Source organism: Acetobacter sicerae (genome assembly GCF_011516765.1).
GTDB lineage: Bacteria > Pseudomonadota > Alphaproteobacteria > Acetobacterales > Acetobacteraceae > Acetobacter > Acetobacter sicerae.
The window spans coordinates 440,905-467,241 of record NZ_JAAABN010000001.1 but is presented as its reverse complement, the minus strand read 5'-3'; the positions used below and the strand labels follow the sequence as shown (position 1 = coordinate 467,241).

General features: G+C 55.7%; 28 protein-coding genes. 20 read left to right on the top strand and 8 right to left on the bottom strand.

Features of this window, described 5'->3' with window-relative positions; translation table 11 throughout:
- Positions 1-3 precede the first annotated feature (3 nt).
- The 6 genes from GVI59_RS02105 to GVI59_RS02080 all read left to right on the top strand — a co-directional run bounded on the left by GVI59_RS02105 (position 4) and on the right by GVI59_RS02080 (position 4,893).
- Complete coding sequence (locus GVI59_RS02105; RefSeq protein WP_173572620.1) at positions 4-1,245, top strand: type II secretion system F family protein; 1,242 nt, start codon at positions 4-6, stop codon at positions 1,243-1,245.
- Positions 1,242-1,721 carry a prepilin-type N-terminal cleavage/methylation domain-containing protein gene (locus GVI59_RS02100; protein ID WP_173572619.1) on the top strand — a complete coding sequence of 160 codons (480 nt, stop codon included), beginning with the start codon at positions 1,242-1,244 and terminating at the stop codon, positions 1,719-1,721. The genes GVI59_RS02105 and GVI59_RS02100 overlap by 4 nt, the downstream gene beginning before the upstream one ends.
- The gene (locus GVI59_RS02095) at positions 1,708-2,103 is read left to right on the top strand and encodes a type IV pilus modification PilV family protein (RefSeq protein ID WP_173572618.1); all 396 of its coding nucleotides are present in this window, start codon (positions 1,708-1,710) and stop codon (positions 2,101-2,103) included. Before GVI59_RS02100 ends, GVI59_RS02095 begins: the two co-directional genes overlap by 14 nt.
- Complete coding sequence (locus GVI59_RS02090) at positions 2,100-2,678, top strand: prepilin-type N-terminal cleavage/methylation domain-containing protein (protein WP_173572617.1); 579 nt, start codon at positions 2,100-2,102, stop codon at positions 2,676-2,678. Before GVI59_RS02095 ends, GVI59_RS02090 begins: the two co-directional genes overlap by 4 nt.
- A 145-nt stretch (positions 2,679-2,823) precedes the next feature.
- Positions 2,824-3,072 (top strand): acyl carrier protein, encoded by a 249-nt coding sequence (locus tag GVI59_RS02085; protein WP_010668610.1) that lies wholly within the window; start codon positions 2,824-2,826, stop codon positions 3,070-3,072.
- A 36-nt stretch (positions 3,073-3,108) separates the two neighbouring features.
- Complete coding sequence (locus GVI59_RS02080; RefSeq protein ID WP_232876241.1) at positions 3,109-4,893, top strand: HAD-IIIC family phosphatase; 1,785 nt, start codon at positions 3,109-3,111, stop codon at positions 4,891-4,893.
- Between the two features lie 176 nt (positions 4,894-5,069).
- Here the strand turns inward: GVI59_RS02080 and GVI59_RS02075 are convergent, their stop codons facing one another.
- The gene (locus GVI59_RS02075; RefSeq protein WP_173572615.1) at positions 5,070-6,374 is read right to left on the bottom strand and encodes a hypothetical protein; all 1,305 of its coding nucleotides are present in this window, start codon (positions 6,372-6,374) and stop codon (positions 5,070-5,072) included.
- Positions 6,375-6,679: 305 nt separating this feature from the next.
- Between GVI59_RS02075 and GVI59_RS02070 the strand changes: the two genes are divergently transcribed.
- The gene (locus GVI59_RS02070) at positions 6,680-6,922 is read left to right on the top strand and encodes a hypothetical protein (RefSeq protein ID WP_173572614.1); all 243 of its coding nucleotides are present in this window, start codon (positions 6,680-6,682) and stop codon (positions 6,920-6,922) included.
- Between the two features lie 145 nt (positions 6,923-7,067).
- On the opposite strand, the gene gltA is transcribed toward GVI59_RS02070, so the two are convergent.
- From gltA to GVI59_RS02050, 4 genes are all read right to left on the bottom strand, one after another.
- Positions 7,068-8,360 carry a citrate synthase gene (gltA, locus tag GVI59_RS02065; RefSeq protein ID WP_173572613.1) on the bottom strand — a complete coding sequence of 431 codons (1,293 nt, stop codon included), beginning with the start codon at positions 8,358-8,360 and terminating at the stop codon, positions 7,068-7,070.
- A 160-nt stretch (positions 8,361-8,520) separates the two neighbouring features.
- Positions 8,521-9,060: a SixA phosphatase family protein gene (locus tag GVI59_RS02060; protein ID WP_232876239.1), complete on the bottom strand. Its 540-nt coding sequence runs from the start codon at positions 9,058-9,060 to the stop codon at positions 8,521-8,523.
- Positions 9,053-9,373 (bottom strand): chorismate mutase, encoded by a 321-nt coding sequence (locus GVI59_RS02055; RefSeq protein WP_173572749.1) that lies wholly within the window; start codon positions 9,371-9,373, stop codon positions 9,053-9,055. The genes GVI59_RS02060 and GVI59_RS02055 overlap by 8 nt, the downstream gene beginning before the upstream one ends.
- A 195-nt stretch (positions 9,374-9,568) precedes the next feature.
- Positions 9,569-10,318 carry a metallophosphoesterase gene (locus GVI59_RS02050; protein ID WP_173572612.1) on the bottom strand — a complete coding sequence of 250 codons (750 nt, stop codon included), beginning with the start codon at positions 10,316-10,318 and terminating at the stop codon, positions 9,569-9,571.
- A gap of 378 nt (positions 10,319-10,696) precedes the next feature.
- Here GVI59_RS02050 and GVI59_RS02045 point away from each other — a divergent pair, with 378 nt between their 5' ends.
- Both GVI59_RS02045 and GVI59_RS02040 read left to right on the top strand, forming a co-directional pair.
- Positions 10,697-12,214: an acetyl-CoA hydrolase/transferase family protein gene (locus GVI59_RS02045; RefSeq protein ID WP_173572611.1), complete on the top strand. Its 1,518-nt coding sequence runs from the start codon at positions 10,697-10,699 to the stop codon at positions 12,212-12,214.
- A 227-nt stretch (positions 12,215-12,441) separates the two neighbouring features.
- The gene (locus GVI59_RS02040) at positions 12,442-13,602 is read left to right on the top strand and encodes a glycerate kinase (protein ID WP_173572610.1); all 1,161 of its coding nucleotides are present in this window, start codon (positions 12,442-12,444) and stop codon (positions 13,600-13,602) included.
- Positions 13,603-13,801: 199 nt separating this feature from the next.
- Here the strand turns inward: GVI59_RS02040 and GVI59_RS02035 are convergent, their stop codons facing one another.
- The gene (locus tag GVI59_RS02035) at positions 13,802-14,548 is read right to left on the bottom strand and encodes a DUF4422 domain-containing protein (protein WP_173572609.1); all 747 of its coding nucleotides are present in this window, start codon (positions 14,546-14,548) and stop codon (positions 13,802-13,804) included.
- 300 nt (positions 14,549-14,848) lie between these two features.
- On the bottom strand, positions 14,849-15,208 hold the full coding sequence (locus tag GVI59_RS02030) for an acyl-CoA thioesterase (RefSeq protein WP_173572748.1): 360 nt from the start codon (positions 15,206-15,208) through the stop codon (positions 14,849-14,851).
- A gap of 365 nt (positions 15,209-15,573) precedes the next feature.
- On the opposite strand from GVI59_RS02030, the gene GVI59_RS02025 reads away from it, so the two are divergent.
- Complete coding sequence (locus tag GVI59_RS02025) at positions 15,574-16,269, top strand: hypothetical protein (RefSeq protein WP_173572608.1); 696 nt, start codon at positions 15,574-15,576, stop codon at positions 16,267-16,269.
- A 238-nt stretch (positions 16,270-16,507) separates the two neighbouring features.
- Here the strand turns inward: GVI59_RS02025 and GVI59_RS02020 are convergent, their stop codons facing one another.
- Positions 16,508-17,767: a glycosyltransferase family 2 protein gene (locus GVI59_RS02020; protein WP_173572607.1), complete on the bottom strand. Its 1,260-nt coding sequence runs from the start codon at positions 17,765-17,767 to the stop codon at positions 16,508-16,510.
- Positions 17,768-17,842: 75 nt separating this feature from the next.
- On the opposite strand from GVI59_RS02020, the gene ruvC reads away from it, so the two are divergent.
- The 10 genes from ruvC to GVI59_RS01970 all read left to right on the top strand — a co-directional run bounded on the left by ruvC (position 17,843) and on the right by GVI59_RS01970 (position 26,337).
- Positions 17,843-18,385, top strand: a complete 543-nt coding sequence (gene ruvC, locus GVI59_RS02015; protein WP_173572606.1) for a crossover junction endodeoxyribonuclease RuvC — start codon at positions 17,843-17,845, stop codon at positions 18,383-18,385.
- Complete coding sequence (gene ruvA, locus GVI59_RS02010; protein ID WP_173572605.1) at positions 18,382-18,999, top strand: Holliday junction branch migration protein RuvA; 618 nt, start codon at positions 18,382-18,384, stop codon at positions 18,997-18,999. The genes ruvC and ruvA overlap by 4 nt, the downstream gene beginning before the upstream one ends.
- On the top strand, positions 18,996-20,060 hold the full coding sequence (gene ruvB / locus GVI59_RS02005) for a Holliday junction branch migration DNA helicase RuvB (protein WP_173572604.1): 1,065 nt from the start codon (positions 18,996-18,998) through the stop codon (positions 20,058-20,060). The genes ruvA and ruvB overlap by 4 nt, the downstream gene beginning before the upstream one ends.
- Positions 20,057-20,464, top strand: coding sequence for a tol-pal system-associated acyl-CoA thioesterase (gene ybgC / locus GVI59_RS02000; protein ID WP_173572603.1), 408 nt, complete (start codon positions 20,057-20,059; stop codon positions 20,462-20,464). Before ruvB ends, ybgC begins: the two co-directional genes overlap by 4 nt.
- Positions 20,465-20,632: 168 nt before the next feature.
- Positions 20,633-21,355 carry a protein TolQ gene (gene tolQ, locus GVI59_RS01995; protein WP_173572602.1) on the top strand — a complete coding sequence of 241 codons (723 nt, stop codon included), beginning with the start codon at positions 20,633-20,635 and terminating at the stop codon, positions 21,353-21,355.
- Between the two features lie 3 nt (positions 21,356-21,358).
- Positions 21,359-21,808, top strand: a complete 450-nt coding sequence (tolR, locus tag GVI59_RS01990) for a protein TolR (RefSeq protein ID WP_010666763.1) — start codon at positions 21,359-21,361, stop codon at positions 21,806-21,808.
- Between the two features lie 125 nt (positions 21,809-21,933).
- Entirely contained in the window at positions 21,934-22,980 is a 1,047-nt protein-coding gene (locus GVI59_RS01985; RefSeq protein WP_173572601.1) for an energy transducer TonB, read from the top strand.
- A gap of 28 nt (positions 22,981-23,008) precedes the next feature.
- Complete coding sequence (gene tolB / locus GVI59_RS01980; protein WP_408736593.1) at positions 23,009-24,379, top strand: Tol-Pal system protein TolB; 1,371 nt, start codon at positions 23,009-23,011, stop codon at positions 24,377-24,379.
- Positions 24,380-24,623: 244 nt separating this feature from the next.
- On the top strand, positions 24,624-25,103 hold the full coding sequence (gene pal, locus GVI59_RS01975) for a peptidoglycan-associated lipoprotein Pal (protein WP_173572600.1): 480 nt from the start codon (positions 24,624-24,626) through the stop codon (positions 25,101-25,103).
- Positions 25,104-25,491: 388 nt separating this feature from the next.
- A complete protein-coding gene (locus GVI59_RS01970) occupies positions 25,492-26,337 on the top strand; it encodes a tol-pal system YbgF family protein (protein ID WP_173572746.1) in 846 nt (281 codons plus the stop codon).

Genomic DNA, 26,337 nt, shown 5'->3' with positions numbered 1-26,337 from the left:
TCTGTGTCCGAGTTCCGCTATGTGGCTCTTTCAGCCGACGGTTCGACGCTGCACGGAAACATTGCTGCCGAAAACAGGGAAGAAGCCGTTCGAAAGATTGAGCGGGACGGCTTTTACCCGGTGCGTGTGGAAGATGCCGATCAGGCCAGCCAGCCAGCATCCCCGGGTTTTCTCCTGCGTTTGCTGACATTTTCCATCCAGAGAAAAAAGGGATTGCGTCAGGGGGAAATTCTGGAGTTCACGCAGGAACTGGCCCTGATGCTGGAAGCTGCGCATGATCTGGACAGAACGTTGCGTTATATCGTGGATGTAACAACGCGTGCGGAAGCACGTGAGATCATCACGAATATCCGGGACAGGATAAGGGAAGGCGGTTCGCTTGCGAATGCCCTCGCGCTTTATCCGGAAAGCTTTTCCAAACTCTATATCGGGCTGGTGCGTGCAGGTGAGGCCAGTGGGGCTCTGGCATCCGTGTTGGTCGATCTGGCGCGTTATCTGGAAAACCGTGGCCGTCAGATTGCAGAAATCCGTTCGGCGATGATCTATCCTGCTTTACTTGCGATTGCATCAATCGGGGCCGTCGTTTTCCTTCTGACCATGATTCTTCCTCAGTTTGAAACGCTTTTTAGCGAGAATGGTGCACAGATGCCGCTTGTGACGCGCATTGTGATCGCGGCAGGGCATGGATGTTCGCAGTACGGCCCGTTGCTGCTGGCCGGGTGCATCGTGTTTTATGGCATGGCGAGAGTGGCGCTGCGCTCACCGGATATGCGTCGTCGTGTTGATTCCATACGACTGAAACTCCCTGTTTTCGGAAAACTGGAACGCACCATCATTGCCGATCGTGTTTCAAGAACTCTTGGCACATTGATGAGGAATGGCGTGCCGCTGGTCAGGGCGCTCCGCATCACCGTGGATGTGGCGGGCAATGAAAAGGCGCGGACAGCTCTGGAAACTGTTCTGATCAGCGCCAAAGAGGGTGGTGGCCTTCATCGCGCCCTGAGCCGGACCGGAGTGTTTCCACGCCGAATGGTGGACCTTGTACAACTGGGTGAAGAAACAGCACGTCTGCCGGAATTATTGCTTAAATCAGCCGATATTCATGAAGGACAGGCCAGGGCGACGCTTTCTGGTCTTGTGACGCTACTGGTGCCTGCCATCACCATTCTGATGGGCGGAATCGTTGCTTTTATTGTCACGGCATTGCTGATGGCGATGCTGAGTCTGAATGACCTTGCCGCATGAGGAAGGCTTCAGGTCGATCATTCTGTGAGCACGAGCGTGGCTTTACACTTCTGGAAATTCTGATTGTTCTTTTTATTCTCGGTTTGACGACACTGCTGCTTGTGCAGCGAGGACCATTTCGCAGCCCGCATGCCGATCTTGCTGCTGCGGCAGGTAGTTTTGTCCGGCTGGCGAGGGCGGGCAGGGAAATCGCCCTGTCATCAGGCCGGCCCATGCATATTCGTATGAGTGGAGAGCAGCATCGGATTGAAGTTTCCAGTCCCGCCATGGCCATGCTTCACGACAGGCTTCCGGCTTGTATTCGTGTTGCGGAAGCGACGGTACGCGATGGCGAAGCCTCTCCTGATTTCCTTATCCAGCTTGACGGCAACGGGCTGGCGGACAGACGGCTTGTGCGACTGCGTTGTGAAAACAGTCAGATGGTCGTGTCCCTCGATCCTCTCACAGGAAGGATAGAGGCGCATGAAGTACGCTGAAGACTGTGATGGTTTTACGTTGCTTGAATGTCTGATTGCACTTGCGATCGCCTCCATGGCGCTCGCCGTGCTGTATGAAGCATCCGGCACAGGGTTGTTTGCAACCCGTCGGGCGACGCAGACGGAACTGGCTTTGTCAGTTGCCAGATCGTGTCTGGCAGATATGCGTGCCCGCCCGGTTCTGTCTGACGGTACGCGGGAGGGAGACGCCGCGAACGGTTTTCATTGGGAGGAAACTGACACACTGGTTGAGCGGGGTCTGCATCCTGATTCGCCAGCGGGAGCCCTGTTTCGGGTGAGTGTGACTGTCAGTTGGGAGGGAAGGCACCACCTTACTCTTTCCACACTTCGAACGGCTGCCATGACCGGAGCCGGTTTATGATCGAGCACAGGCGCGACAGGGGGTTCACACTGCTGGAAACCCTGATTGTTCTCGTGATTTTTTCAATGCTGTATGCGGCATTATGGGCCGGCGTGCGATATGGACTGCGTTTCTGGGACCATCAGAGAACGGATATCCGGCAGATTGAAGAGATGCGGTCCGTTGAGGCGACACTGCGCCGTCTGATCGCGCACGCTGATCCGGGAAGTTTCGTGCATGGCCTGCCTCTTGTGTGTCAGCCCGATCGCTTTTCATTCGTGACATTCATGAAAGGGGACGGCACGCTTTCAGATATGCCTGTCCTCGTGGCCATTGGCCGTGATCTGAATCACCGTCTGGTTGTTCGCTGGCAACCCTTTGTGGATGCAGCGCCTCTGGCGGGACCGGAAGCAATGCGTGAAAGCGTGCTGGTGGACGGGATACATACCATTAATTTTTCATATGCCAGTCTGACAGGGGAATGGCAGGGTTCCTGCCTGCGGGGGTTAGGGCCGACCGCGGTCAAAGTCCTGATTCAGTCGGAAGACAGGGCTATTGTCTGGCCGATTATCGAACAGGAAATATTTCTTCGTTAAATCTGGTCTTTCGTACGTGAATGCATGCTCACAGCAGAAAGGTGTGCCTTTGAATCCGTGCATTTAAGTGTAAGATACTGGCATGACGGTAGTCACATGCTGATCCAGTTACGATCAGTAAAAGAAACAATTACGGAGAGTTTTAATGGCCATGACTCCTGAGCGTATTCGCAAGCGTCTTGTGCGTGTGTTCAATACCATTCTGCCGGGAAAAAGTGCTGAGGAAATTCCCGAAGCAACAATGGACAACACGGAAGCCTGGGACTCTCTGGCGACACTGTCACTCTTCACGCTGGCTGAAGAAGAATTCGGCATCAAGCTTGGACTGGACCTGATCGGTCAGACCAAAAGTTTTGCAGCGCTTGAGAAGCTGGTCACCGAAAAAGTCGGCTGATCAGTTTCCTGTCCTGTCCAGCATTAGGAGTTGTTTGTGTCTGATTTGCCTCTTTCTGCAAAAACCATTCCCGGTCTCGGTGACATTCTGTCCACCGGCACGCGTATTGTCGCAGGGGCATGGCCGTTTGGGGAAGCGGAGGAGTTCCGCAATCTCAAAGTCCATATCATGGGCACGACAACCACCGATATGCTGGCGCGGGCGATTGCCATCGGTTGCGTTCAGGAGAAGATCCGTCCGCATATCACGCAGTCCCTGTATGGCTCATTCATGCAGGATGTGCTGAACCCGGCTTCCGAGTTTTACAGCATCAAGCCGGATATTGCGGTTATTGTCTCGGACTGGCGCAGTCTGGTGGCGGATATTCCGGCCAGCACAAGCGAAGAAGACGTCTCCGCACTCATCGACAAGAAGGCGAATGAAATCCTGTCGATGTGGCGACGCATCAGCCAGAATTGCGGCGCGAAGATCATCCACCACTTTCCGCCGCCGCCGCAGTTCCGTCTCACCGGCATTGCCGAGCAGTATCTGCCGTCCTCCTATACCAACCAGCTTCAGCAGCTTCTCAGGAGACTGTGGGCTGCCGAGACGTTTGGCGTCCAGATCATTGATTTCGGTCGGTTTGCGCTGGAATATGGGAATACCGCCGCGTTTGCTCCCAGAAGCTGGTACAGCGCCAAGCTGCCGATCGAAAACAGCGCGCTGCCTGCTTACGTGCCGCTGTTCCGCTCGGCCCTGCGCGGCGCTCTGAATACAGTTAAAAAGGCCCTTGTGCTTGATCTCGACAACACCCTCTGGGGCGGTGTGATCGGTGATGATGGCGTGGACGGTATCAAGATCGGCAGCGGTGACGCTGTATCCGAGGCTTACGCGGCCTTCCAGAGCTATGTGAAGCTTCTTGCCGATCGTGGAATCATTCTTGCCGTGTGCAGCAAGAACAATCCTGACATCGCAAGAACCGGTTTTGACAAGCCGGGCAGCATTCTCAAGGTCAGTGATTTCGCTGCTTTCGAAGCTTCATGGGGCGATAAGGCCAGCGGTCTGCGCAAGATCGCCAAGCAGTTGAATATCGGTCTTGATGCGCTTGTGTTCGTCGATGACAATCCGGCGGAATGCACGCTTGTCCAGCAGGAGCTTCCACAGATCGGCACCGTGCATCTGGATGGTGATCCGGCAGACTTCATCGCGCAGGTCGAGCAGGGCTACTGGTTCCAGTTCCAGAAATACAGCCGCGACGATTTTGCCCGCACGCAGGCTTATGCCATGCGTGCGGCGGCGCTTGCCGAGCAGGATGATGCGTCTGATCTTCCGTCCTATCTCCGTAGTCTGGAGATGGTCGGGCAGGCAGTCCGTCCTTCGGAAGGACAGATTGAACGCGTTGTGCAACTGGGACAGAAAACCAATCAGTTCAATCTTCTGACGCAGCGCTTCGACGAGCAGACAGTCCGTGGCTTCATGGCCGATGACGGCAATGTCGTTCTGGCATGCTCCCTGAAGGACAAGTTCGGCGATCATGGTCTGGTTTCGGTTCTGATTGCCCAGAAGCAGAATGATGACCTCGATATCGTCGAGTGGACGATGAGCTGCCGCGTCTTCTCTCGTACCTTCGAACAGTTCATCATGAATGAACTGATCCGGATCGCTCAGGAAAAGAATGTCCGGCGCATCGTGGGGCGCTTCAAGGCAACAGCCAAAAACAGTGTCGTGGCAGATCTTTATGAACGTCTTGGCTTTGTGCGCGAAGGCGACGATCTGTGGGTGCTGGAGCTTGCTGGTGTAACAGAACCGCTGGAAACCTATGTGACAGCAGTTTCTGCATAAAGCTTCTGGAAACGAAGAAGGGCTTCAGAGTAGTCTTGCTCTGAAGTCTTTTTTATAGGTAGCGGTATATGTTGAAAATACAGGCACGATAGCTTTTCTGCGCCTGCCGACAAGAGAGCGCAGTGCGCGTGTTTTCTGGTCTTAAAGCATCTGAACTGATCAATCCGGAGATGGTGTCAGATCAGAGCGCCTTGTTCCCGGTCCATTTTATCAATTTCATTTTTGATGGCCGCTGTTATCCGGGTGTCAAAGGCAAGTCCCACATCTTTCGTGAAATTGTTGATCTCGTTCCAATTGTAGTCGAATGGAAACGGGATGTGGAAATAGGTGACATATCGGGACTCAGGGCATTCCTCAACGGGACGGTTGCAGTTCAGGACAAGGAGCCGTGAGGCGTTCTCTTCAAGGGCTTTTTCCATGCTGCGGACAAATTCAGGAAGATCGCACTCGCCTGTTATGGCGTAGACAAGCAGGCAGTTGCCTTTGCTCCACATGCTTTGAAACGCATCTATTTTCCTGTTAATCAGAGAGAAGAAGTTTTTGTGGTCAGCACCAATGAGCGTACGACCGCGTTCGTGACCAAAATGAACGCCACTGGGCCTGTGCATCATCCGCGGAGCGCCTGCAGGATCCTGGCTTTCGTAATAATTTTCCGGATTACGAAAACTCTCAAAGTCACTGAGCAGGGCTTCTGCGGCTGAGTTCCGTCCAAAAGCACCCAGATCAAAAATCGTTATCGCATCCGGGTCACCGATATATTTGAGCAGTCCCCATCGGTTTGCCATCGAATAGGGAAGGCAGTTCTGACCGAAAGACAGGATCTGCGTCCTGCTGCTGTGGCGGGAAACTATTTTTCGGTTCCAGAGAGCTGACTCAACGATGACACGAAGATTGGCGTAATTGATGCCATCAAGGACCGGGTCGTTCGGATCGCAGCGTTGGAGAAAGATATCACAGAACTCAAGCTGACGTTCAAAATCGCCGATTGTCTCAAGAGCGAAGTAGAGCGCAGCGCCGCACTGGTCTAACCGTGTCAGCATATCCCAGTATCTGGCGAGCAGCGCCCTGATGGCGCCGAAGTCTTTCTTTTCAACGAGCGGCAGAAAAATCTCGGTTATAACGGGGAAATAGCAGAGATCCGCACGTGGATCATGCTGTTTTAATACTATGTTTCGTCGCCGGATACATTCATCCCAGTCGGCACGAGCGTCAAAGGTGCGCGTCCAGGATAGTGTAAAGCCGAGGTCATCCGGGAATGCCTTGTAACACCGCTCTATGCATTCATCCGCTTTCTCCGTCAGACGGGCATGCTGCAATGCAGACAGATATTGCCACCAGACGCCACGATCATCAGGAAAGCTTTTTGCAAGATTTTCGAATATGTCACATGCTTCTTCGTAATCCCCATCTTCCATAAGCTCTTGCGCTGCCTGGAATCTTGACGATTTTTCCTCTTCAGAAACAAGACTGTATTCTGACACCACTGCTTCTCCGGTGTGACCTACGCATTGCATAATAGAGTAACGGAAGGAATCAAGGCGAGGCGGTCAGCCAGCTGGAAGCCGAAGGTCCATCACGTTCAGAGCAGCGGTTGTTGGTCAGAATTTATCCGGCTCAGTTATTGATGTGCATGATGAAATGGGCGAGCGGCCATAGTTCTGAAGAAGCTGACACATAACGTGAGTTAAACGTGATGCCGGATCGGAAGTCATTTCCTTGCGGAGGTGGGAGGCATAAGATATAATCACGTAGTTGCAAATGATTATCAATTCTAAGGATAAATAAAGTGGTCGATAGCAGTCGGATAGCGAGAAACTGCGAAAGGGCTGTGATCACGGCTTATCATGAGCTGAAACAGGTCGGGACAAATGATGTCTCCGCGTTCAACGCCTGTACGACCCTCTACCGTATCCATCATCCCGAATCCTCCATCAATGAGGCGAGGCGTCTGGTCTCTGAATGGATTGATCATCACGTCATCAAGAAAAGCAATGAACCGACAAACGGGTGTGACTGCGTCGTAAAGTAAGCGGCGTTTTTCCTGAGCGATATGTGATTGCAACCAGTTTTTTCTGACGGGCCAGATTGGAGGGATCCTAGTCTGGTTGTCAGGTGAATAAAAAAAGGGAGGCCACCTATTATGGTAGCCTCCCTTTTTGCGGCAGTCAGAGACCTCAGCCGCGCTTACCTAGCTCGACGAAATTCCGTTCCGCATAACCGGTATAGAGCTGACGCGGACGGCTGATGCGCTGACCGGGCTCCTCGATCATTTCTTTCCACTGGCTGATCCAGCCTGTGGTGCGGGCGACGGCGAACAGCACCGTGAACATGCTGGTGGGGATGCCCATCGCCTTCAGGATGATGCCTGAATAGAAATCGACATTCGGATAGAGCTTGCGCTGCACGAAATAGTCATCGCTGAGCGCGATCTTTTCCAGCTCAACGGCGAGATCAAGTTCCACATCGTCCTTGATGCCCAGTTCGGACAGCACTTCATGGCAGGTGGCCTGCATGATTTTCGCGCGCGGGTCGAAATTCTTGTAGACGCGATGCCCGAAGCCCATGAGCTTCACGCCGCTGTTCTTGTCTTTCACCTTGGCGATGAAGTCAGGGATGTTTTCCTTGGAACCGATGCTGGCCAGCATTTTCAGCACGGCTTCATTGGCGCCGCCATGCGCAGGTCCCCACAGAGCCGCGATGCCAGCTGCGATACAGGCGAAAGGATTGGCTCCGGTCGAACCGGCCAGACGCACCGTGGAGGTCGAGGCGTTCTGCTCGTGATCGGCATGCAGGATGAGGATACGGTTCATGGCGCGGGCCAGAACCGGGTTCACCTTGTAAGGCTCGGAAGGACGGGCGAACATCATCGAGAGGAAATTCTCGGCGTAGTTCAGGTCGTTGCGCGGATAAACGAACGGCTCGCCAACCGTGTATTTGTAAGCCCAGGCGGCAATGGTCGGAATCTTGGCGATCAGACGCATGGCCGAAAGATCACGGCTTTCCTTCTTGGAGATGTCATTGGCGTCCGGATAGAAAGCGGACAGCGCGCCGACGGTGCCGCACAGGATCGCCATCGGGTGGGCGTCACGACGATAACCGTTGAAGAAGTTGCGAATCTGCTCATGCAGCAGGGTATGGTTCGTGAGCGTGTTCACGAAGGAAGCATACTGCTCCTTGTTCGGCAGCTCTCCATTGAGAAGCAGATAGACCACTTCCGGATACGATGCGTGCTCGGCGAGCTGCTCGATGGGATATCCCCGATGCAGCAGGATGCCCTTGTCACCGTCAATGAAGGTAACCTTGCTTTCGCAAGAGGCTGTCTCGCCATAACCAGGGTCGAACGTGAAAACGCCCGTATCATGGGTCAGACGACGAATATCGACGACATCCGGTCCCAGAGTGCCCTTGAGAACCGGCAGTTCAGCCGATTTGTCTCCGATTTTGATGCTGGCAGTTGTACCCGTCACAGCTTCCTCCGACGCGCTCTATGGCGCTACTTCTGAAACGATCTGGCCACGCGCCTCAAGGCGGTGGCAACCCGGTGAATGTCCCTGATCGCGAGAGAAATCGGAACCCTGCGGAGGGGTCACCTTGTTGCGAGGCAGGGGGTTCTGAGCCTGTTTCCGCTCAATTTTGCGAGAACGATTCCAGCCACGCTGTTTTTGGCCCAAGAGATTTCCATGCGAGGGCAATGGTTTCACGCTCTTCCACTTCGACATTGAAGGTCGCAAGTGTTCCGAGTTCGAAATCAGACTCGAGCGCAACTTCCACGCCATTCAGATAGCGGGCGAGGGCAGGGAGCCCCGGATTGTGCCCGACAAGCAGAATCGTGTGCACCGAATCCGAAGTGGCCCGAAGGCGTGCGAGCAGTTCATCGGGCGCAGCCAGATACAGAGTCGGCTCGATACGGATTTCTGGCCGGGCATTATTTCCGAACGGGAGAAGCCCGGCATAGGTCTGGCGTGTCCGCATCGCCGGACTGCACAGCACCAGGTCCGGGACAAGACCGGCCCGGCGCATGCTTTCGCCCCGCCGTCTAGCCATGCGGTGACCCGTATCCGTGAGCGGACGCGCAAGATCGGCCTTCGTGCTCATGTCGCCGCCTTCGGGAGGAGCGGCTTCGCAATGCCTGAGCAGCAGGAGTCGATGGGCGACCGGCTTAATCATTGCTGACGGATCCCGCGCCTGCGTCCTTCTGCTTCGCAATGGCCTCATGATGCCGGATGACTTCGCTGATGATGAAATTCAGGAATTTCTCGGCAAAGTCGGGATCCAGCTTGGCGTCCTTGGCCAGTTGCCGCAGCCGCGTGATCTGGCGTTTTTCACGGGCCGGATCGGCTGGCGGCATCCGGTAGCGGGCTTTCAGTTCGCCGACCGCCTGCGTGCAGCGGAATCGCTCGGCCAGAATCGCCACGAGCGCCATGTCGATATTGTCGATGCTCTGACGGAGCGCCGCCAGTTCGGCGTTTTGCCGGCTCAGACTGTCGGTGGAAGGAGTCGTGTCAGAGGAGGCAGAAGTCACGCCATTTGGTCCTGTTATATCATGTGTCCCGGACCTGTTTTGACGCCGGAAGACGCGGTCGGTCGGGACGATTGAAAATCCGCTGCCTCATCATGCCGCGAGCAGACGGATCAGGGCAACGGCTCGGTTGCAGGTTTGTAATAAAATCACGACTCAGAAAAACGGCGACGGAGGGAGATAGTCGGGGATGTCCCGGACTTCATCCGGCAGATCGATCCACGCCAGATGACCGCCTTTGCCTGCTCCTGTATCGACAAAAACGGCCGTCCCCCCAGAGCGTCCGTGCTTGACCCACGGGCGTCCATCCGTGGAACGGCGATCATGCCCGCAATAAACAGTGTGTCCCATCGGGATATGATCCACCCAGTTCAGCCGTCGCTCCGGATAGCCGTCGGGCTGGGTTTTCCCCGTCACCTCGCCGAAAAGCGCACGCGACAGAAGCGAAGTGACATTGTCCAGACCGGACGGCGCGGGTTCTTCCAGCATCCCGGTGTGGAAGGCCGCATGGACGAAGATTCTGCGACCAAGCCGCAGCCAGGTGGGCGCCTCTTGGAGAAGTGGGAGCAGGAGTTCCCGGATATCGGCGTTCCGGGGATCATTCACCTGTTCAAGCGTGGCTTCCAGTGGCGGATCGCGCCGCAGCTTGCGGCCCATGAGGGCGCGTCCCAGCTTGCGGTCGTGGTTGCCAAGAAGAAACAGGCCTCTCCCGTCGTGAATGATGTCCGCCATCAACCGGAGGGTGCCGGCGCTGTCGGGGCCGTAATCGACCAGATCGCCCAGCTGGATGATGAAGCGATCCGTTGCGGCGGCATGGCGAAATGCTTCCAGATCACCATGCACGTCCCCTACGACGCGAATGCGTCGGCCGGCGATACGGTGCTGTAAGTCTCTCTCGTCATACATGGCGTGCTCGCTTGCGACATCACTCTGTCATATTTGGCCAATTTTTCTCGTGAGCGAAGGGGGCCATTTCATTATTTATGTCTTTTATAACGCGGTTCTGACTTTTGTGTCGTATCGACCTCACGAAAATTCGATCAGATAACAGTGCCGAACAGGGGCTGCGCACACTCATGTGAGACGCGTTTTCGTACGAATTGAGCGTAGATGGGGAACCGAATGATCCCGGGGAGGGCTTGAGATGGTTTTCTGCACAGAAAACAAGAAACAGTCGGAAGACCGTTCCTGCTCCCGGATCAGGTGGCCCGGCACAGATGAGTCCCCGAGGGGGTATGGCTGCGGGGCCGATCCATTGAATCGAAGCTGGAACTGGAACGCTTTATGACTGATCGTATCCGTAGCCAGGCGTTGCGCGCCAAGGAAATGCCGGCGGAAGCCGCGGCCGCTCTGATTGGCAATGGCGCCACCCTGGGCACCAGTGGTTTTACCGGCGCGGCCTATCCCAAAGCCGTCCCGATGGCGCTGGCTGACCGGGTCACCGCAGCCACTGATAAAGGCGAGGAGCTCAAGGTTCGTCTGGTCACGGGTGCGTCCACGGGCCCTCAGCTGGATGGTGCTCTCGCGAAAGTGCACGGCGTATCCTATCGGTCGCCGTTCAACACAGACGCCGCCATGCGCAACAACATCAATTCGGGTGAAACCGAATATTTCGATACGCATCTCGGACTGGTCGCTCCCCGCGCCATGCAGGGCAATTACGGCAAGTTCGACTTCGCCATTATCGAGGCGACGGCGATTCGCGAAGATGGCGGGATTGTTCCGACATCCTCTGTCGGCAACTCCCAGACCTTCCTTGATCTGGCCGAGAAGGTCATCATCGAGGTCAATGACTGGCAGCCCGAGGGTCTTGAGGGCATGCACGACGTGTTCCGGGGCAATATCAGCGGTATGGCGCCCCGTGACATCATTCCTCTCACCAGTGCGGACGAGCGGATTGGCGAGACGTTCCTGCGGGTTGATCCGGCCAAGATTGCCGGGATCGTGCGCAGCAGCGAGCCGGACCGGAACGCACCGTTCGCCAAGCCGGATGATTCGGCAAAAGCCATTGCCGGACATCTGCTTGAGTTCTTCGAGCATGAAGTGAAGGTCGGTCGTCTGCCTGCGAATCTGCTGCCGTTGCAGTCGGGTGTTGGCAATGTGGCCAATGCGGTTCTGGATGGTCTCAATGAAGGACCGTTCGAGAATCTGATGGGCTACTCCGAGGTCATTCAGGACGGTATGCTGCGTATGCTGGACAATGGCCGGATGAAGATCGCGTCTGCGACGTCCTTCTCTCTGAGTCCCGACGCCGTTGAGGAAATCAACAGACGTATTTCCTTCTTCCGCGAGAAGATCATCCTTCGCCAGCAGGATGTCAGCAACAACGCCGAAGTCATCCGTCGTCTGGGCTGCATCGCCATGAACGGCATGCTGGAGGCCGACATCTACGGCAACGTCAATTCGACCCGTGTCATGGGTTCGAAAATGATGAACGGAATCGGTGGGTCGGGAGACTTCGCCCGCAATTCCTATCTGTCGATCTTCCTGACGCCATCGACGGCAAAAGATGGTCACATCTCGGCAATCGTTCCGATGGCCGCGCATGTGGATCACATCATGCAGGACAGTCAGATCATCGTGACCGAACAGGGGCTCGCGGATATGCGTGGTCTGGGACCGGTGCAGCGTGCGGAAGTCGTGATTCGCAACTGCTCACACCCGACATACAGACCGCTGCTGGAAGATTATCTGGCGCGTGCGAAGAAAAGTTCCTTTGGCAAGCATACGCCGCATCTGCTCAAAGAAGCCCTGTCCTGGCATGAGCGTTTTGTGGAGACAGGCTCCATGCTTCCGGGCTGAAGATTGTTTTCTGCCGAAGTATGGAAGGGCGTTCCGAAAGGACGCCCTTTTTTAGGTGCTTGATGCCGGAAGATGTGGTCCCATGGGGTTTTCCTCCGGCTCCGCAAAAGGGACATCAGGTCATTCTTCTGATCGACTTTTGCAAAATATGAGAATGTTCTTTCTTGCGGGATATGAATCGCGGCTACCGATTTGTCTGAACTGATCGGATTTAAAGGAGACAAAGAGTGAAAATCGCTATCATCTGCGACTCCTTCAAGGAAAGTCTCAGCGCCATATCGGTGGCAGAGGCTATTCAGGTCGGTTTTCAGGAAATATTTCCGGATGCGGAATTCATCGCCCGTCCTGCGGCTGATGGTGGCGAGGGCACTGTTTCTGCTCTTGTCTCCGCCACAAACGGCAAACTGGTGGAAGTGTCAGTGACCGGCCCGCTAGGCGCTCCGGTAAACTCCTTTTATGGCGTCACGGGAGATGGGCGCACCGCCGTGATCGAAATGGCCGCTGCTGCCGGACTTGAGATGCTTTCTTCCGACCAGCGTGATCCCGGCCGCACCACGACCCGCGGTGTGGGTGATCTGATTCGTCATGCTCTGGATGAGGGGTGCCGTCATTTCATCATCGGTCTTGGTGGGAGCGCGACAAATGATGGAGCCGCCGGTCTGGCGCAGGCGCTTGGTGCGCGTTTTCTGGACGAGCAGGGGCGGGAGCTTGAGGCTGGTGGGCTGGCCCTGAGTCGGCTTGCGCGCATTGATCTGTCGAATATGGAACCGCGATTGGCCGAATGCACGGTGGAGGTCGCGTGTGACGTTGATAATCCTCTTCTCGGTGCAGAAGGTGCGTCAGCCGTGTTTGGGCCGCAGAAGGGGGCGTCAGCTGAGCTTGTCGAAGCTCTGGATGCGGCTCTGGCTGTCTATGCGCGCCGATTGGAAGAGGATCTGGGAAAGAAGGTGGCAGATATTCCCGGTGCAGGCGCTGCCGGAGGTGCGGGAGCAGGCACACTTGCTTTTCTGAATTCCCGTCTGCGACCGGGTTTTGAAATCGTAAGCGAGATGCTTGGGCTGGAAGAAATTCTGCGGTCTGTGGATCTGGTCATCACAGGAGAGGGGCGCATTGATGGTCAGACTATCAGAGGCAAAACCCCGGCGGGGGTTGCTGCCTTGGCAAGGCGTCTGGGAAAACCGGTTGTCGCCTTTGGCGGATCATTGGGGCCGGAAGTTGAGAAAGTGCATGACGCTGGGATCGAGGCTGTGTTCGCATCGGTTTCAAGACCCTGCACGCTTGCGGAAGCCCTTGCTGAGGCGCGCCCCAATCTGATTCGTGCAGCGCGTAATGTTGCGGCGACACTCAGGCTGGGCATGACTTTGGACAGGGAAACTGGGGCAACTTAGAGATGGCTTGTTCCAGATTGCAGTAATACTGAGAAAATAATGTTTGGTCTGGATGCCAAGACTTTATTGAGTTATCCGCGGACAGCCGAAATGTTGAATAGTGCCAACAGGGTTTACAACCTGTCTGCACTATTCAACGAGTGTATTTCTTGTCCGAGTTAAGAGAAAATGTTGGTAATATTTAGCGCTTTTAATGGAGTTAGATAGAGGGGACATTGCGTTCGCCAATACAGATTCTGTGCCGGTTCTTGAGTAGCCATACATTGCACATTCTTTCTGAGATAAAGCCAAAAATACGCTGCTGATAGTCATCATAGTTTTTGTAGAATGTCATATCTTTCATGGAAAAAAGGATATTGAAAAGCCATTCACAGTATTCAGAAAGAATTTCTCTTTTTGCGATAATCATATTGTAGCTGTACATATATGTTAAATTTTGCATGACATAATCATAAGCATCTAGATAGTCAGGATGGATTTTCTTAATGATTTGGCGCACTATATACATATCTTCAATATGATGGCATGCTCCGTAATTCTGAAGAATATTTCCAACATGTTGTCGTGTGGGCAGAATTAGATCAACCTCGTGTTCAAGTTCACCGAAGTCATTCGAAGCTGCAATTTCCGGACCGTCAGTGAGAATAAGGTCGGCTTCATTCTTGTCTGTTATATATTTATCAATTCCATAATGAAGTTTGGTAAAATACCGCCTGTAATGAACGAGACCGATAAAATCGGATGATAGATCATTTTTCCAGATCCAGTACAATACAGTCAGTTCGCAAAAATTCTTGTTTAGATTGGAAATATTGTCGCCGGTATCGTCGCCCTGAAAAGAGGTTTGTGTTTTCGTAAGAGCTTTGCCCCCTTGAATGGGAACGTAGTTCCTGTCAAATGGTGGATTGAATTCTTTGTGTGATGCAATGTAAATTTTAATATTCACACGGTAACCTTTCTAAAAATACAAATCTGCGCGTAGAATGCTGACGTAATTTTTAGATAAGACAGGTGAAAAAATCATAACGATGAAATTTATAAGGGTCTGGTTCGAAAGTTCTGCTGCTGGTGAGATCTTTCGCACTTGAATGCGTTGGATTTTGCCTTGATGTCCCTTCCTCAGGGCTTCAAATGCAACCATTAAAGAATAAAAATCCTTTGCCGGACCTCTATTGGCGATTTTCGAGATGCGCTTTGGAGCGTGTGGTCCGGCGCCAAGATTTGAGTGGGTTCACTTTCTGCCTTGTCAGTCTGTAATCGTGTCAAATCCGGCCTCTGGCGGCAAGCGGCGAGGCTTGCGATTTTCATCCAGCGCAACGAATGTGAATTTGCCCTGTGTCACCCGACGACGCTCATTGGTGTTGCGCGCTCTCCGCCAGGTTTCAACGTGGACGATAATTGAGCTTGAGCCTGTCTGAGTGATCTTGGTGTAGATGCTGACCTCGTCGCCAACCGCGACGGGTTCATGGAAAATGAAGCTGTCGATCGCCACCGTGACACATCGGCCCTTGGCGCGGAAGGCTGCCGCGGTTCCAGCCGCCAGGTCCATCTGGGAGACAAGCCAGCCCCCAAAAACATCTCCAGCCGGGTTGGTGTCGGTCGGCATTGCAACAACGCGGATCGTCGGGATCACTTCGGGGGGGTAAGGAGAGCTTGTCGGCACGAGAATGATCCTTGGTCGAGATAGAATGCCGCGCAGCGTCCCGCTGTAACCAAAAAGGGACGCTCCACAACTTTAGCGGCAATCATAAGCCTGTTGTGGGCGAACTGTGCAACAGGCGATCGCATGCCCACGTGGGCATCTGTCCTGTTCGTGATGGCTCGCAACGGCGGGGCAGACAGGAAATCGCTTTCTGACCCGACAGATCACTTTTGGTTCTCAAACTATGACAGTTATGCAATCAGGAATGGTATAGGGCAGTCCTTGCCTGTAATGTTACGTCATCTGAATTTTAAAGGCGTCTTGACTCCATGAATCCCTCGACATTCTTTCGTCCGGGCAGGTCCTGCCGTGCCGTAGTCCTTGCCGCCATGATGTCTGGATGTGCAGTAACAGCTCTTGTGGCAGAGCCTGCCGCAGCCCAGAGCGTGATTACTGCCACAAACAATACGATTGCTACGGTTGAAACCGTCGATAGCACTACGGGGGAAATCCTGCTGCGTGCTGAAGACGGCGACCTGTTCACGCTTGATGTGCCGGTGAAACGTCATGTTCTGCCGCATCTCGACGTCGGAGATCGGCTGAACATTCGTGCGATCAAGACGCTGGATGCGACGCTTGCTGCTCCCGATAGCCCTGCGCCGGAATCCACCACCTCTGCTGCCCGCGGTTACGCGAATCGTCATCCGCACGGGACGCTGGTGTCCTTCAGACGTCGCCGTGTCAGTGTTGTCTCGACTGACGTGGCGACACACACGCTGACGGTAATCGACTCAGCGGGAACGCAGCGTGAAGTTGTGGTGAAGCAGAAGATCTTCCAACCGATGCTTGCTCAGCTCAAAAAAGATGACAAGGTCGACGTCACCACCATGGAGGCGGTGTCCTTCACTGTGCTTAACCGCGTGGTGGCGCCAAATGTGTCAGTTCAGCAGCAGGCTGGCGCAGCCGGTTCAGTGGTTGCCCCAGCTCAGGCACCTGCTCCAGCTTCCACTTCTGTCGGACAGTAATCCGGTATGAGGAGAAAGGCGGTTTTTCTTTCCGGAAGAACGACAGGTTCCCTCAGCACATCTACACGAAACAGGTTGGCAAAGCTGGCGACTGCCTTTGTCATCCTGTCAGCGCTCAGTGCATGTCATCCCACTGAAGGCGGTGGAAGCAGGCACCCTGTGCGCGGTTTATACGGTGTAGGAAGTCTCGGCGCGATGCCCTGAAGGCCCCTGCCTCAGGATTTAAGAGGCGCTGATTTCAAGGGGTGGCAGGCTTTTTGCGTGGTTGTCTTGCCAGACCTTTGGGAATGGTTTTCTTTGATCGCGTCGACTTCTTCTGAGGTACAGTCAGGCGGCTCGCACTGTTCGAAGGGATCGTCGTCAGAGGCTCGTCTCCCGAGACTTTCTCAGCGAAGATGCGTCCTTCTTCTCTACCGTGCGTAATATAATGTCGTAATGGCGGGATGCCGGCGGCCATTACATCGGGGTTGAGACGAAGATAGCCTGCGGGGTTAAAGGATATCGTGTTTGTTACACGGCCTTTACTGACATCGATAAAATCAATTCCAGATGTTGATTCGGATTTTTCGGATGGTTCTTCGGTCAGATAACGGTCAGTGATTCCCAAGGCTGGCATGAGATCGGCCAGTCCCTGAAAACGCAGAAATACGCCATTTCCGAATTGCTGCAGATAGTCCCCTTCTTTCATGCCCAGATAGCGGATCAGGCGGGCTTCCGGGCCGTGATAACCTGCCAGAATCTTGGGATTGTCGAGGGGAACGACTTTTTCCAGCTTGTAACGCGTGTGCTGTAGCAGACTGGAAAAAGGCTTGTTGTGCATATGGATAAAAGTAAAATCCGTAATGCGTCGATCCCGAGAAAGTCTGGACGAGCAGCCCTGAAATCCAAAATCCATGTTGTCCAGGGTATCGGCTGCGAGGAAGGTCCTGAGATGCGGTTCAGGTCGAAAATATCCCGGCCTTGAAGGCACATTGAACAGCATCGACTGGATTTCGAAAGCACGCCTGTCGCCAAGGAGGGCATCAAAGGCCGCGTGAATGGATTTTCTGGAACAGCTCAGACCGTCTTCCGTGAAAACGGCAAGAAATTCATCACAGTCGAGAGGCAGGACAAAATCATAATGTCCTCCTGAATCCCAGTGCCGGATGACGTTTTTGAAATGTTCGTTGCGGCCGAGATAATCCTCAGGACGGTTATGTCCCCAGTGAATATCCGCACCGGCGCGTTCATAGGTCTTCAGGATTTCAATAACAGTCGGATCAGTGGAGTTGTTGTCAAAAACGCAGAGATTCTCAAAACCGAAAAGATATCCGTAATATCGGAACCAGGCTTCAAGAAGGAGAGTCTCATCTCTTTGCATCATGAGGCATCTTACTCGTGCCATAGCCGCTTCTTCCTTCGCCGGTCCCGGACAATCGCTTCGGCTTATCACGGAAATTATTAAAGCTATCTTTCCCAGAAGAATGAATGAGACTGAGGGTAACAAACCGCTCAGCATAACGGATGAGACCTTTTCCTACCCTCCGGGGTGATGCTCTGGCGTGCGCAGAACAAGAACGCTAAGAGAACAAACATGACTTCACGAGCCCGCCTTATAGGCATTGATCCCGGACTGCGCTTCACTGGTTGGGGAGTGATCGACGTTGACGGCAATCGTCTCATTCACGTCGCGGACGGGGTGATCGCAACCGACAGCAGTGAGCCTGTGCCAGCCCGGCTGTGCGCCCTTTATGATGCTCTGACGGCTTTAATCCAGACGCATAAACCCAATGAGGCGGCCGTGGAGGAAACCTACGTCAACCGGAATGGCTCCTCGACCCTCAAGCTTGGATATGCCCGTGGGGTTGCGCTGCTGGCTCCCGCGTTGGAAGGTCTGACTGTCGCTGAATACGGTGCGATGTCCGTGAAACGCGCCGTGGTCGGAACGGGAGCAGCTACCAAGGAGCAGGTTGAAATGATGGTGCGTCGTCTGTTGCCCACAGCCTCCATCTCCCGCAATGACGCGTCGGACGCGCTGGCTGTCGCCATCTGTCATGCCCATCATCGCGCCAGTTCATTGCGTGTGGAAGCCGGAAGCCGCAGTGCAGCGGTCCGTAGCGCGGGTGCCCGCCGATGATCGCCTCGCTGACCGGCCTGCTGTCACATGTCGAAGCTGATCGCTGTGTGATTGATGTGAATGGGGTGGGGTATCTTGTCTTTGCCTCGACACGAACGATTTCGGCGCTTCCGAACCCGCCTGAACTCGCAAAGGTGCTGGTGGAGACCATCGTCCGGGAAGACGCCATTCTTCTCTATGGTTTCGCAACCACCGCTGAACGTGAGTGGTTTCGCACACTGACGGCCATTCAGGGGGTCGGGGCCAAGGTCGCACTTGGTTTGCTCTCCACGCTCTCTCCGTCCGAACTGATTTCCGCCATCGCCAGCGCCGACAAGGCCAGCCTGACCCGTGCGCCGGGCGTGGGCGGACGTCTTGCGGATCGTCTGCTGACCGAGTTGCGAGACAAGGCCGGAAAAATGCCGGGTGGTGGGGGTGGAACAGCAACAGCCGCCATCATCGCTCAGGGAAATGCCGGCGGGACTATTGAAGCAGACGCCTTGCTGGCGCTCGCCGGGCTGGGTTTCCGACGCGCTGAAGCCTGGCCTATCGTGTCGCGTCTGATTGCGGAAAAGGAGGCGGAGGCGACACTTGATGGCGTTATCCGTGATGCTCTGAAAGAACTGGCGAAATGAACGACCGCACAGTCGATCCTGAGCGCACCGAAGAGGATCTTGGCGAAGGAGGTCTTCGCCCGCAGACCCTCGCCGATTTCACAGGACAGAAATCCAGCAGGGAAAATCTGGCCATCTTTATCGAGGCGGCGCGTAACCGTGGTGAAGCGCTGGACCATGTCCTGCTGCATGGTCCGCCGGGACTGGGAAAGACAACACTCGCGCAGATTGTCTCGCGTGAACTCGGCGTCGGATTCCGGGCGACGTCCGGGCCGGTGATCCAGCGGGCAGGGGACCTGGCTGCGATCCTGACCAATCTTCAGCCCCGTGATGTGCTGTTCATTGACGAGATCCACCGCCTGCAACCCGCCATTGAGGAAATCCTCTACCCGGCGATGGAAGATTTTCAGCTTGATCTGATTATCGGAGAGGGACCAGCAGCCCGATCGGTCAGGATTGATCTCGCGCCGTTCACGCTTGTAGCGGCGACGACCCGTGCCGGACTGTTGGCTACACCGCTGCGGGACCGTTTCGGTATTCCGTTGCGGCTGGTGTTCTACACACCGGACGAACTGCAACTCATCGTGTCGCGAGGCGCACGCAAACTTGGTTTTGCGCTGACGGAAGCAGGGGCGATGGAGATTGCGCGTCGGTCGCGTGGGACACCGCGTATCGCCGGACGTCTTCTGCGGCGGGTCAGGGATTTCGCGTCAGTCGGCCATACCAGCGATGAGCCGGTCGGAGCAGAGCTGGCTGATGCGGCGCTGACCCGTCTTGAAGTGGATGGGCTGGGACTGGATGGAATGGACCGGCGGTATTTGCGGCGGATCGCCGAATACCATAATGGCGGTCCGGTGGGCGTGGAGACACTGGCTGCCGCTTTGGCGGAAGCCCGCGACACGCTGGAAGATGTGATCGAGCCTTACCTGATTCAGGAAGGTCTTGTGCTCCGCACAAGTCGGGGGCGCGTGCTGGGAGAGCGGGGGTGGCGGCATCTTGGATTGACGCCGCCAGCATCGGCCCAGATCTCGCAATTTGATCTTCTTGCCGAAGATGACATGACCGAAGAAGGCGAAGCATGACCATTCATAACATCGACTTTCGAATCTATTACGAAGATACCGATGCGGGAGGTGTGGTCTATCATGCGCGCTATCTGGCTTTTGCGGAGAGAGCACGTACGGAGGCCATCCGTTCGGAAGGCATGTCGGCGATGGATCTGCTGAACGATTACGGGCTGCTGTTTGTCGTTCGGAATGCGACTCTGGATTACCGCCGTCCACTACGTCTTGACGATGTTTTTACCGTTCGGACCAGACTGAGGGCGCAGGCGGCGGCAACCTGCCATCTGGTGCAGGATTTCCTCAAGGATGGTCAGCTCTGCGTCCATACGGACGTGCGTCTTGCCTGCATTCGTGCGGAAGATGGACGGCCTGCCCGATTTCCGCCTTCCTGGCGTGCTCTGCTTGCCAGACTTGAAGAATGAAACACGAATAATGGGAAGGTCTCTTCTGCTTTCCGCAGGAAGCCAGTAAGGATCGCCTGACGATTCGAATGTTTTGCGAGTCGGATATGCACTGTCTTCTTCGGCTTTTGCCGGAAGCCGGTTGCGCGGCAGGAAAAAGCAGGTCCGTATCAGGACAGGAGGCGTTTTTTGGATCAAGCAGCGGTAGACGCAACAAATCTCGCCGCAGCTGCGGGTGGGAATTTGTCGCTGTGGGGCCTGTTCGTACAGGCGTCGTTGGTTGTCAAACTGGTCATGCTCGGCCTTGTCGGTTGCAGCATCTGGGTCTGGGCCATCATTTTCGACAAGGTTGTGACCCTGCGCCGTGTCGAGCGGCAGGCCACGGCATTCGAAGACAAGTTCTGGTCCGGCGGCAGTCTGGACGATCTGTATGAGAATGAAGGCGCCAAGCCTTCCCATCCGATGGCCGCGATTTTTGGCGCGGCCATGGGTGAGTGGCGGCGGTCTTCCCGTATTCCGGGCGTGGACCTTGTTCACGGCGGCGTGCAGGAGCGCGTCGACAGGGCGATGAACATCACCATTACGCGCGAGATGGATCGTCTTGAGCGCTGGATGATTTTCCTCGCAACCATCGGTCCGATCGCACCATTCATCGGTCTCTTCGGCACGGTCTGGGGCATCATGCACTCGTTCAGTTCGATTGCGGCGATGCACAACACCAACCTGAGCGTTGTCGCTCCGGGTATTTCCGAAGCCCTGTTCGCAACGGCGATCGGTCTTGTCACCGCCATTCCGGCCGTGATCGGCTACAATGTGATCAACAATTCCCTGATGCAGTTTCAGGACCGTCTGGAGGGATTCGGCACCGAATTCGCAGCCATTCTGTCCCGTCAGTCCGAGGAAAGGGCGTAAGTCATGGGCGTGTCGGTCGGAGGAGGGGGGGGGCGTCGCGGTTCACGCCGTCGTGGTCGTCCGATGTCGGACATCAACGTCACGCCGCTTGTCGACGTCATGCTGGTGCTGCTGATCATCTTCATGGTCACGTCTCCGATGATGACCAGCGGCGTCAACGTGGATCTGCCAAAAACCGATGCCAAGCCGGTGAATACGGACACCAAGCCGATCACCGTGTCCATCAAGGCGGATGGCTCGATCTATCTCGGTGACAATCCGGTCTCTGCGGACGAACTGGTGAACCAGCTCAAGGCCGCCGCTCAGAACGATCAGGAGCACCGTATTTTCGTGCGGGGTGACGCGCATATCGACTATGGCAAGGTCATGCAGGTGATGGGCCAGATTACGGCTGGCGGCTTCACGCATGTTGCCCTGCTGGCGCAACAGCCGGCCGCTGCGGCTGGTCAGTGAGATTTGCCTTTCATGTTTCAGAACTTTCCCTTTTCCCTTCATGCGCCCCGGTGCGGTGGCCGCGGACCCCAGTGGTTCTCCGCGATCTGCTGCACTGCGGCATGACGTCAGGAGTCTGACACTCCATGGTTCGGCCCCGCCGTTCCGAAACCATTCTGATGCGGCGCTCGACGATTGTCTCGGGCACGCTGCATTTCCTGATTCTCGCCGCTCTGCTGCTGGCTATTCCAGAGCAGAAGCCACCTGAGGAACCCAAGGAACCGCCACCGGTAGAAGTGCAGTTTGAAGGTGCGAGCAGCGATTCCGGCCCTCCGGCCAAATCCGCCACGCCCTCTTCCAAGCCCGCACCCGCTCCGGCTCCAGAAAAGGTGGACGCGCCTCAGACGCCGACACCTCCAAAGCCGTTGCCGCCGGAAGAAACGCCGCCTCCGCCACCACCTCCGCCGCCCGTGCCGCCTCCGCCGCCGACAGAAGCGCCGCCGTTGCCGGATACACCTATTCCGCCAAAGATGGAGGAGCCGTCACCGGATGCTGAAAAGACGCCGCCGACACCTCCGGCAAAGCCGACACCCTCCAAGGTGGCAGCTCCGCCGTCCCTGCAGGCGCCGGCCGTGACATCATCTGCCGTCGCACCGCCGTCGCCGATGTCACAGCCGACTGACAAGCTGCCGGATATGGCTCTGCCGTCGCACATCACGCAGCCCAACCCGGCCAAGAAAACCGAGGCTGATACGCATTCGCTGCTGGAGACGCTGGATTCTTTCCGCGCTGATTCCAAGCAGACGCATGCTCCCAAAGGGCAGGCCAATCCACGTCAGGGTGGCGCGCCGGATGGTGGCGGTTCGCCCAGCGGGGATATCACGGGCAAGATGAGCGCCGGTGACCAGCGCGCCATCGGTGGCGAGGTCCGTCGTTGCTACACGGAAGATACCGCTGCCAAGGACTACGCGACTTTCGTTGCCCATCTTGTGGTGACGGTCGATGCAAGTGGCGAGGCGAGGATTGTCACTTTTGCGCCTGAAACGCAGGCGAAGATGAACAGTGATTCGTCTTATCGCGCTCTCGCCGAGCGGGCGCGGGCGGCAGTGCTCAGTCCGACCTGTTCAAAACTGCCTATCCCGAAGAACCTGCTGGGCAAGACCCAGACTCTGAAATTCGTCTTCCGGCCATAAGCCGCAGGATTAGAGAGGACACATGACCATGGTTTCGATTTCCAACCGCTATCTCCCGGATCATGAGGCTGAAGCTCTTGTTGAGGCGTTTGGTCCGAACGGAATGCGTCGCCGCTCTCTTCTGGGTGGCGGCCTGGCGGCGGGAGCCGGACTGGTGGGCGGACTGACTGCAACGCCTCTGTCAGCCTGGGCTGCTGCCGATGCGCCGGCTGCTGAAATTACGGTGGATCAGGCGCGCACGGCTCCTATTCCCATCGTCATTCCGTCCTTCGGTCCCGGCATTGGCGAGCAGATCACGCAGGTTGTGACCAACGACCTCTCCAATACGGGTCTGTTCAAGGTTCTTCCGGGCTCCGCCATGTCCGGCACACCTGATTTCGCGCCCTACAAGGCGATGGGCGCACATGCGGCGGTCACAGGTGGTTTTTCAGGAAGCGGCAGTATCCGCGTTGAATTCCGGCTATGGGATGTTCTCGCGGGTCAGCAGATTCAGGGAACGGCCTATACGACCAATTCCGCCAACTGGCGTCGGATCGCCCACATCATGGGTGACGTGATCTATCAGCGGATGCTCGGCGAAAAGGGATATTTCGACACACGCATCGGCTTCATCTCCCGTTCCGGTTCCGTGCATCAGCCCCGCATGCGGCTGGCTGTCATGGATCAGGATGGCGCAAACTGCCGTATTCTGAGCAGCACGCAGACCAAGCTGCCTGCGTTCAGCCCGGTGCGCGACCAGATCGCCTTTCTTTCCTATGCTTCCTCTGTGCCCCGGATTTACGTGTTTGATCTGGCCAGCGGCCATCAGCGCATTATTGGCGATTTCAACGGCGTTCCGCTTGGGCCGCATTATTCGCCAGACGGCAACACGCTTGTCGTTCCTGTGGCGAAAGGAAGCGGCTCAGACCTGTATTCGGTCAATATTGCGTCCGGAGCCAAGCGCCAGATTACTTCGTCGGGTGGAGCCATTAACGTCAGCCCGAGCTTTAGTCCTGACGGCTCCCAGATTGTTTTCAATTCTGACAAGGGCGGCTCACCCGCGCTTTACATCATGAGCGCAAGTGGCGGCGCAGCACGTCGACTTTCTTATGGTAGCGGTCATTACGGCGATTCCGTCTGGTCACCGCGAGGCGATCTGATCGGCTTTACACGTATTTCAGGAGGACAGTTCTCTCTGGGTGTCATGAATCCTGATGGAACAGGAGAGCGGATCATGACGCAGGGCTATACGGTGGAGTCTCCGAGCTTCTGCCCGAATGGTCGTGTTCTGGCTTTCTCTCGTGGCGGCGCGAGCGGCGGCGCTGCGATCCATACGATTGATATTACCGGATTTCATGAGCGGGCCATCCCGACCCCGGAGGGTGGTTCTGGGCCGACATGGTCACCGCTGAACGTCTGACACTGCAAGTATTCACGCTTTTGAGAGTGTCTTTCATGCAGGGTGGATATGCAAAATAGTAAGACATACGTTGAAGATGCTTGACGCGTCTTCAGCAATGTGGCTTACGAGATGGTAACCTCCGGTGGGAAACTGCTTCTGCATTGGGAGCAGTTCTCTGTTGTCGGAGAAGTAAAACTGGTCCGTTTCTATCCATCCCACCCCCTTATGTTCCGTTTCGGGAACTGATCCCAGGATCAAACAAATGAGACTGAAACTTCTTGGTGCGCTCGGTGTAGCGGCTCTTCTTGCTGGCTGCTCTAATGATCACACCAACACCGGTGCTAACACCGGATCAGGCGCTGCTGTACAGCCAAGCGGCCCGGTGCCGGGAAGCGAAGCTGATCTCGTTGCAAATGTGGGCGACCGCGTTTTCTTCGAGCTGAACCAGAGCGGCCTCTCCGGCGACGCCAAGGCGACCCTCGACAAGCAGGCTGACTGGCTTGCGAAGTATCCGCAGGTTGCCGTGCAGATTGCTGGTAACTGCGATGACCGTGGCACCGAGGAATACAACCTTGCGCTGGGTCAGCGTCGTGCAAACGCCGCCCGCGACTATCTTGTTGCAAAGGGCTCTTCCAGCTCACGTCTGACGACGATTTCCTATGGTAAGGATCGTCCGACAGCAACAGGCGAAGGTGAAGACGTCTGGGCTCAGAACCGTAACGCGATCACGTCCGTTCAGTAATTTCTGTCCGGAACAGTTTTATTGTGACGTTTGAAAGACCGGGCAGGTGCTTACGCATCTGTCCGGTCTTTCTTTTTGGGAGTCTTGAAATTCTTCCTTCTGAAAAGAATGTCTTTTTCTTCAGGGAAGAGAAGCCGCGCATGACGGGTTACTTCATGTGGTTCCTCGCCGCTTGCTAGTCGGATGAGAAATCATGTTAAAATAAGAAGATAGATGATCGTCTGTCGTTCGCATCGACAGACGCTTCACCGGCCTCTGGTCGTCTGTGTTTCGGTAACGGATATGCAGAAGCCGGAAGGGTAGGGACAACGCCAGAGGGAGACGGCTCTTCAGCCGCACAAGACTTGTCATGACAGGATTTTCTTACCCGTTCCGAAATTCATTCCGGATGAAGTGCCTGATGGCGTCTGCCGTGTTTCTGTCTTTCGGACCGGTCGTGGCGCACGCGCAGGTTTCAAGCCGGGAAGGTATCGCGCTTCAGGATCAGATTATGGAGTTGCGTCAGCAACTGTCTCAGGTCCAGAGCAGTGGGGCGTCATCGTCGGGTTCGCTGCCAGCCCCTGTGGCCGTGGGCAGCCAGTCTGGCGGAGCGAACGGAGATCTCGTCGCGCAGCTTCTCGACCGGGTGAATACACTGGAGTCCCAGCAGCGAGACATGCGCGGGCAGCTTGAAGAACTGACCAATCAGCTCAAGGAGCAGAATGCTACTCTCTCCAAGCAGATGAGCGACATGCAGTTTGCGGCACAAAACGGCGGAGGCGCTACCGCTGCCGCGGCTTCATCTTCATCGAGCAGTAAAAAAGAAGAGCCTGCAACTTCGCATGCAACGGCGTCGAGCAGCGAGGCGGCCCAGACACCGGAAGCTGCTCTCAAGGCGGGAAATGCTGCTCTCCTGAAGCATGATTACAGCGCAGCGCAGCAGAGCGCCCAGTCGGCGATTGCTCATGGAAAGGGCGCTGTAAAAATCGACGGTCAGTATCTGCTGGGACAATCATTGGCCGGACAGAAGCAGTACCGTGACTCCACGGTGGCCTATTACGATGCCTACAAACTCTCTCCGAAAGGGGCGAAGGCGCCTTACGCATTGCTGGGGGTCAGTTCAGCCCTGCTCAGTCTCGGGAATAAAAAGGCAGCCTGTCAGGCGCTGGCGAAACTGAAGTCAGAATTTCCGAGTCCTTCGGAGCGTGTAGCGAAATCAACGGCCTATTTCTCGAAACAGGGTGAGTGTTCCTGA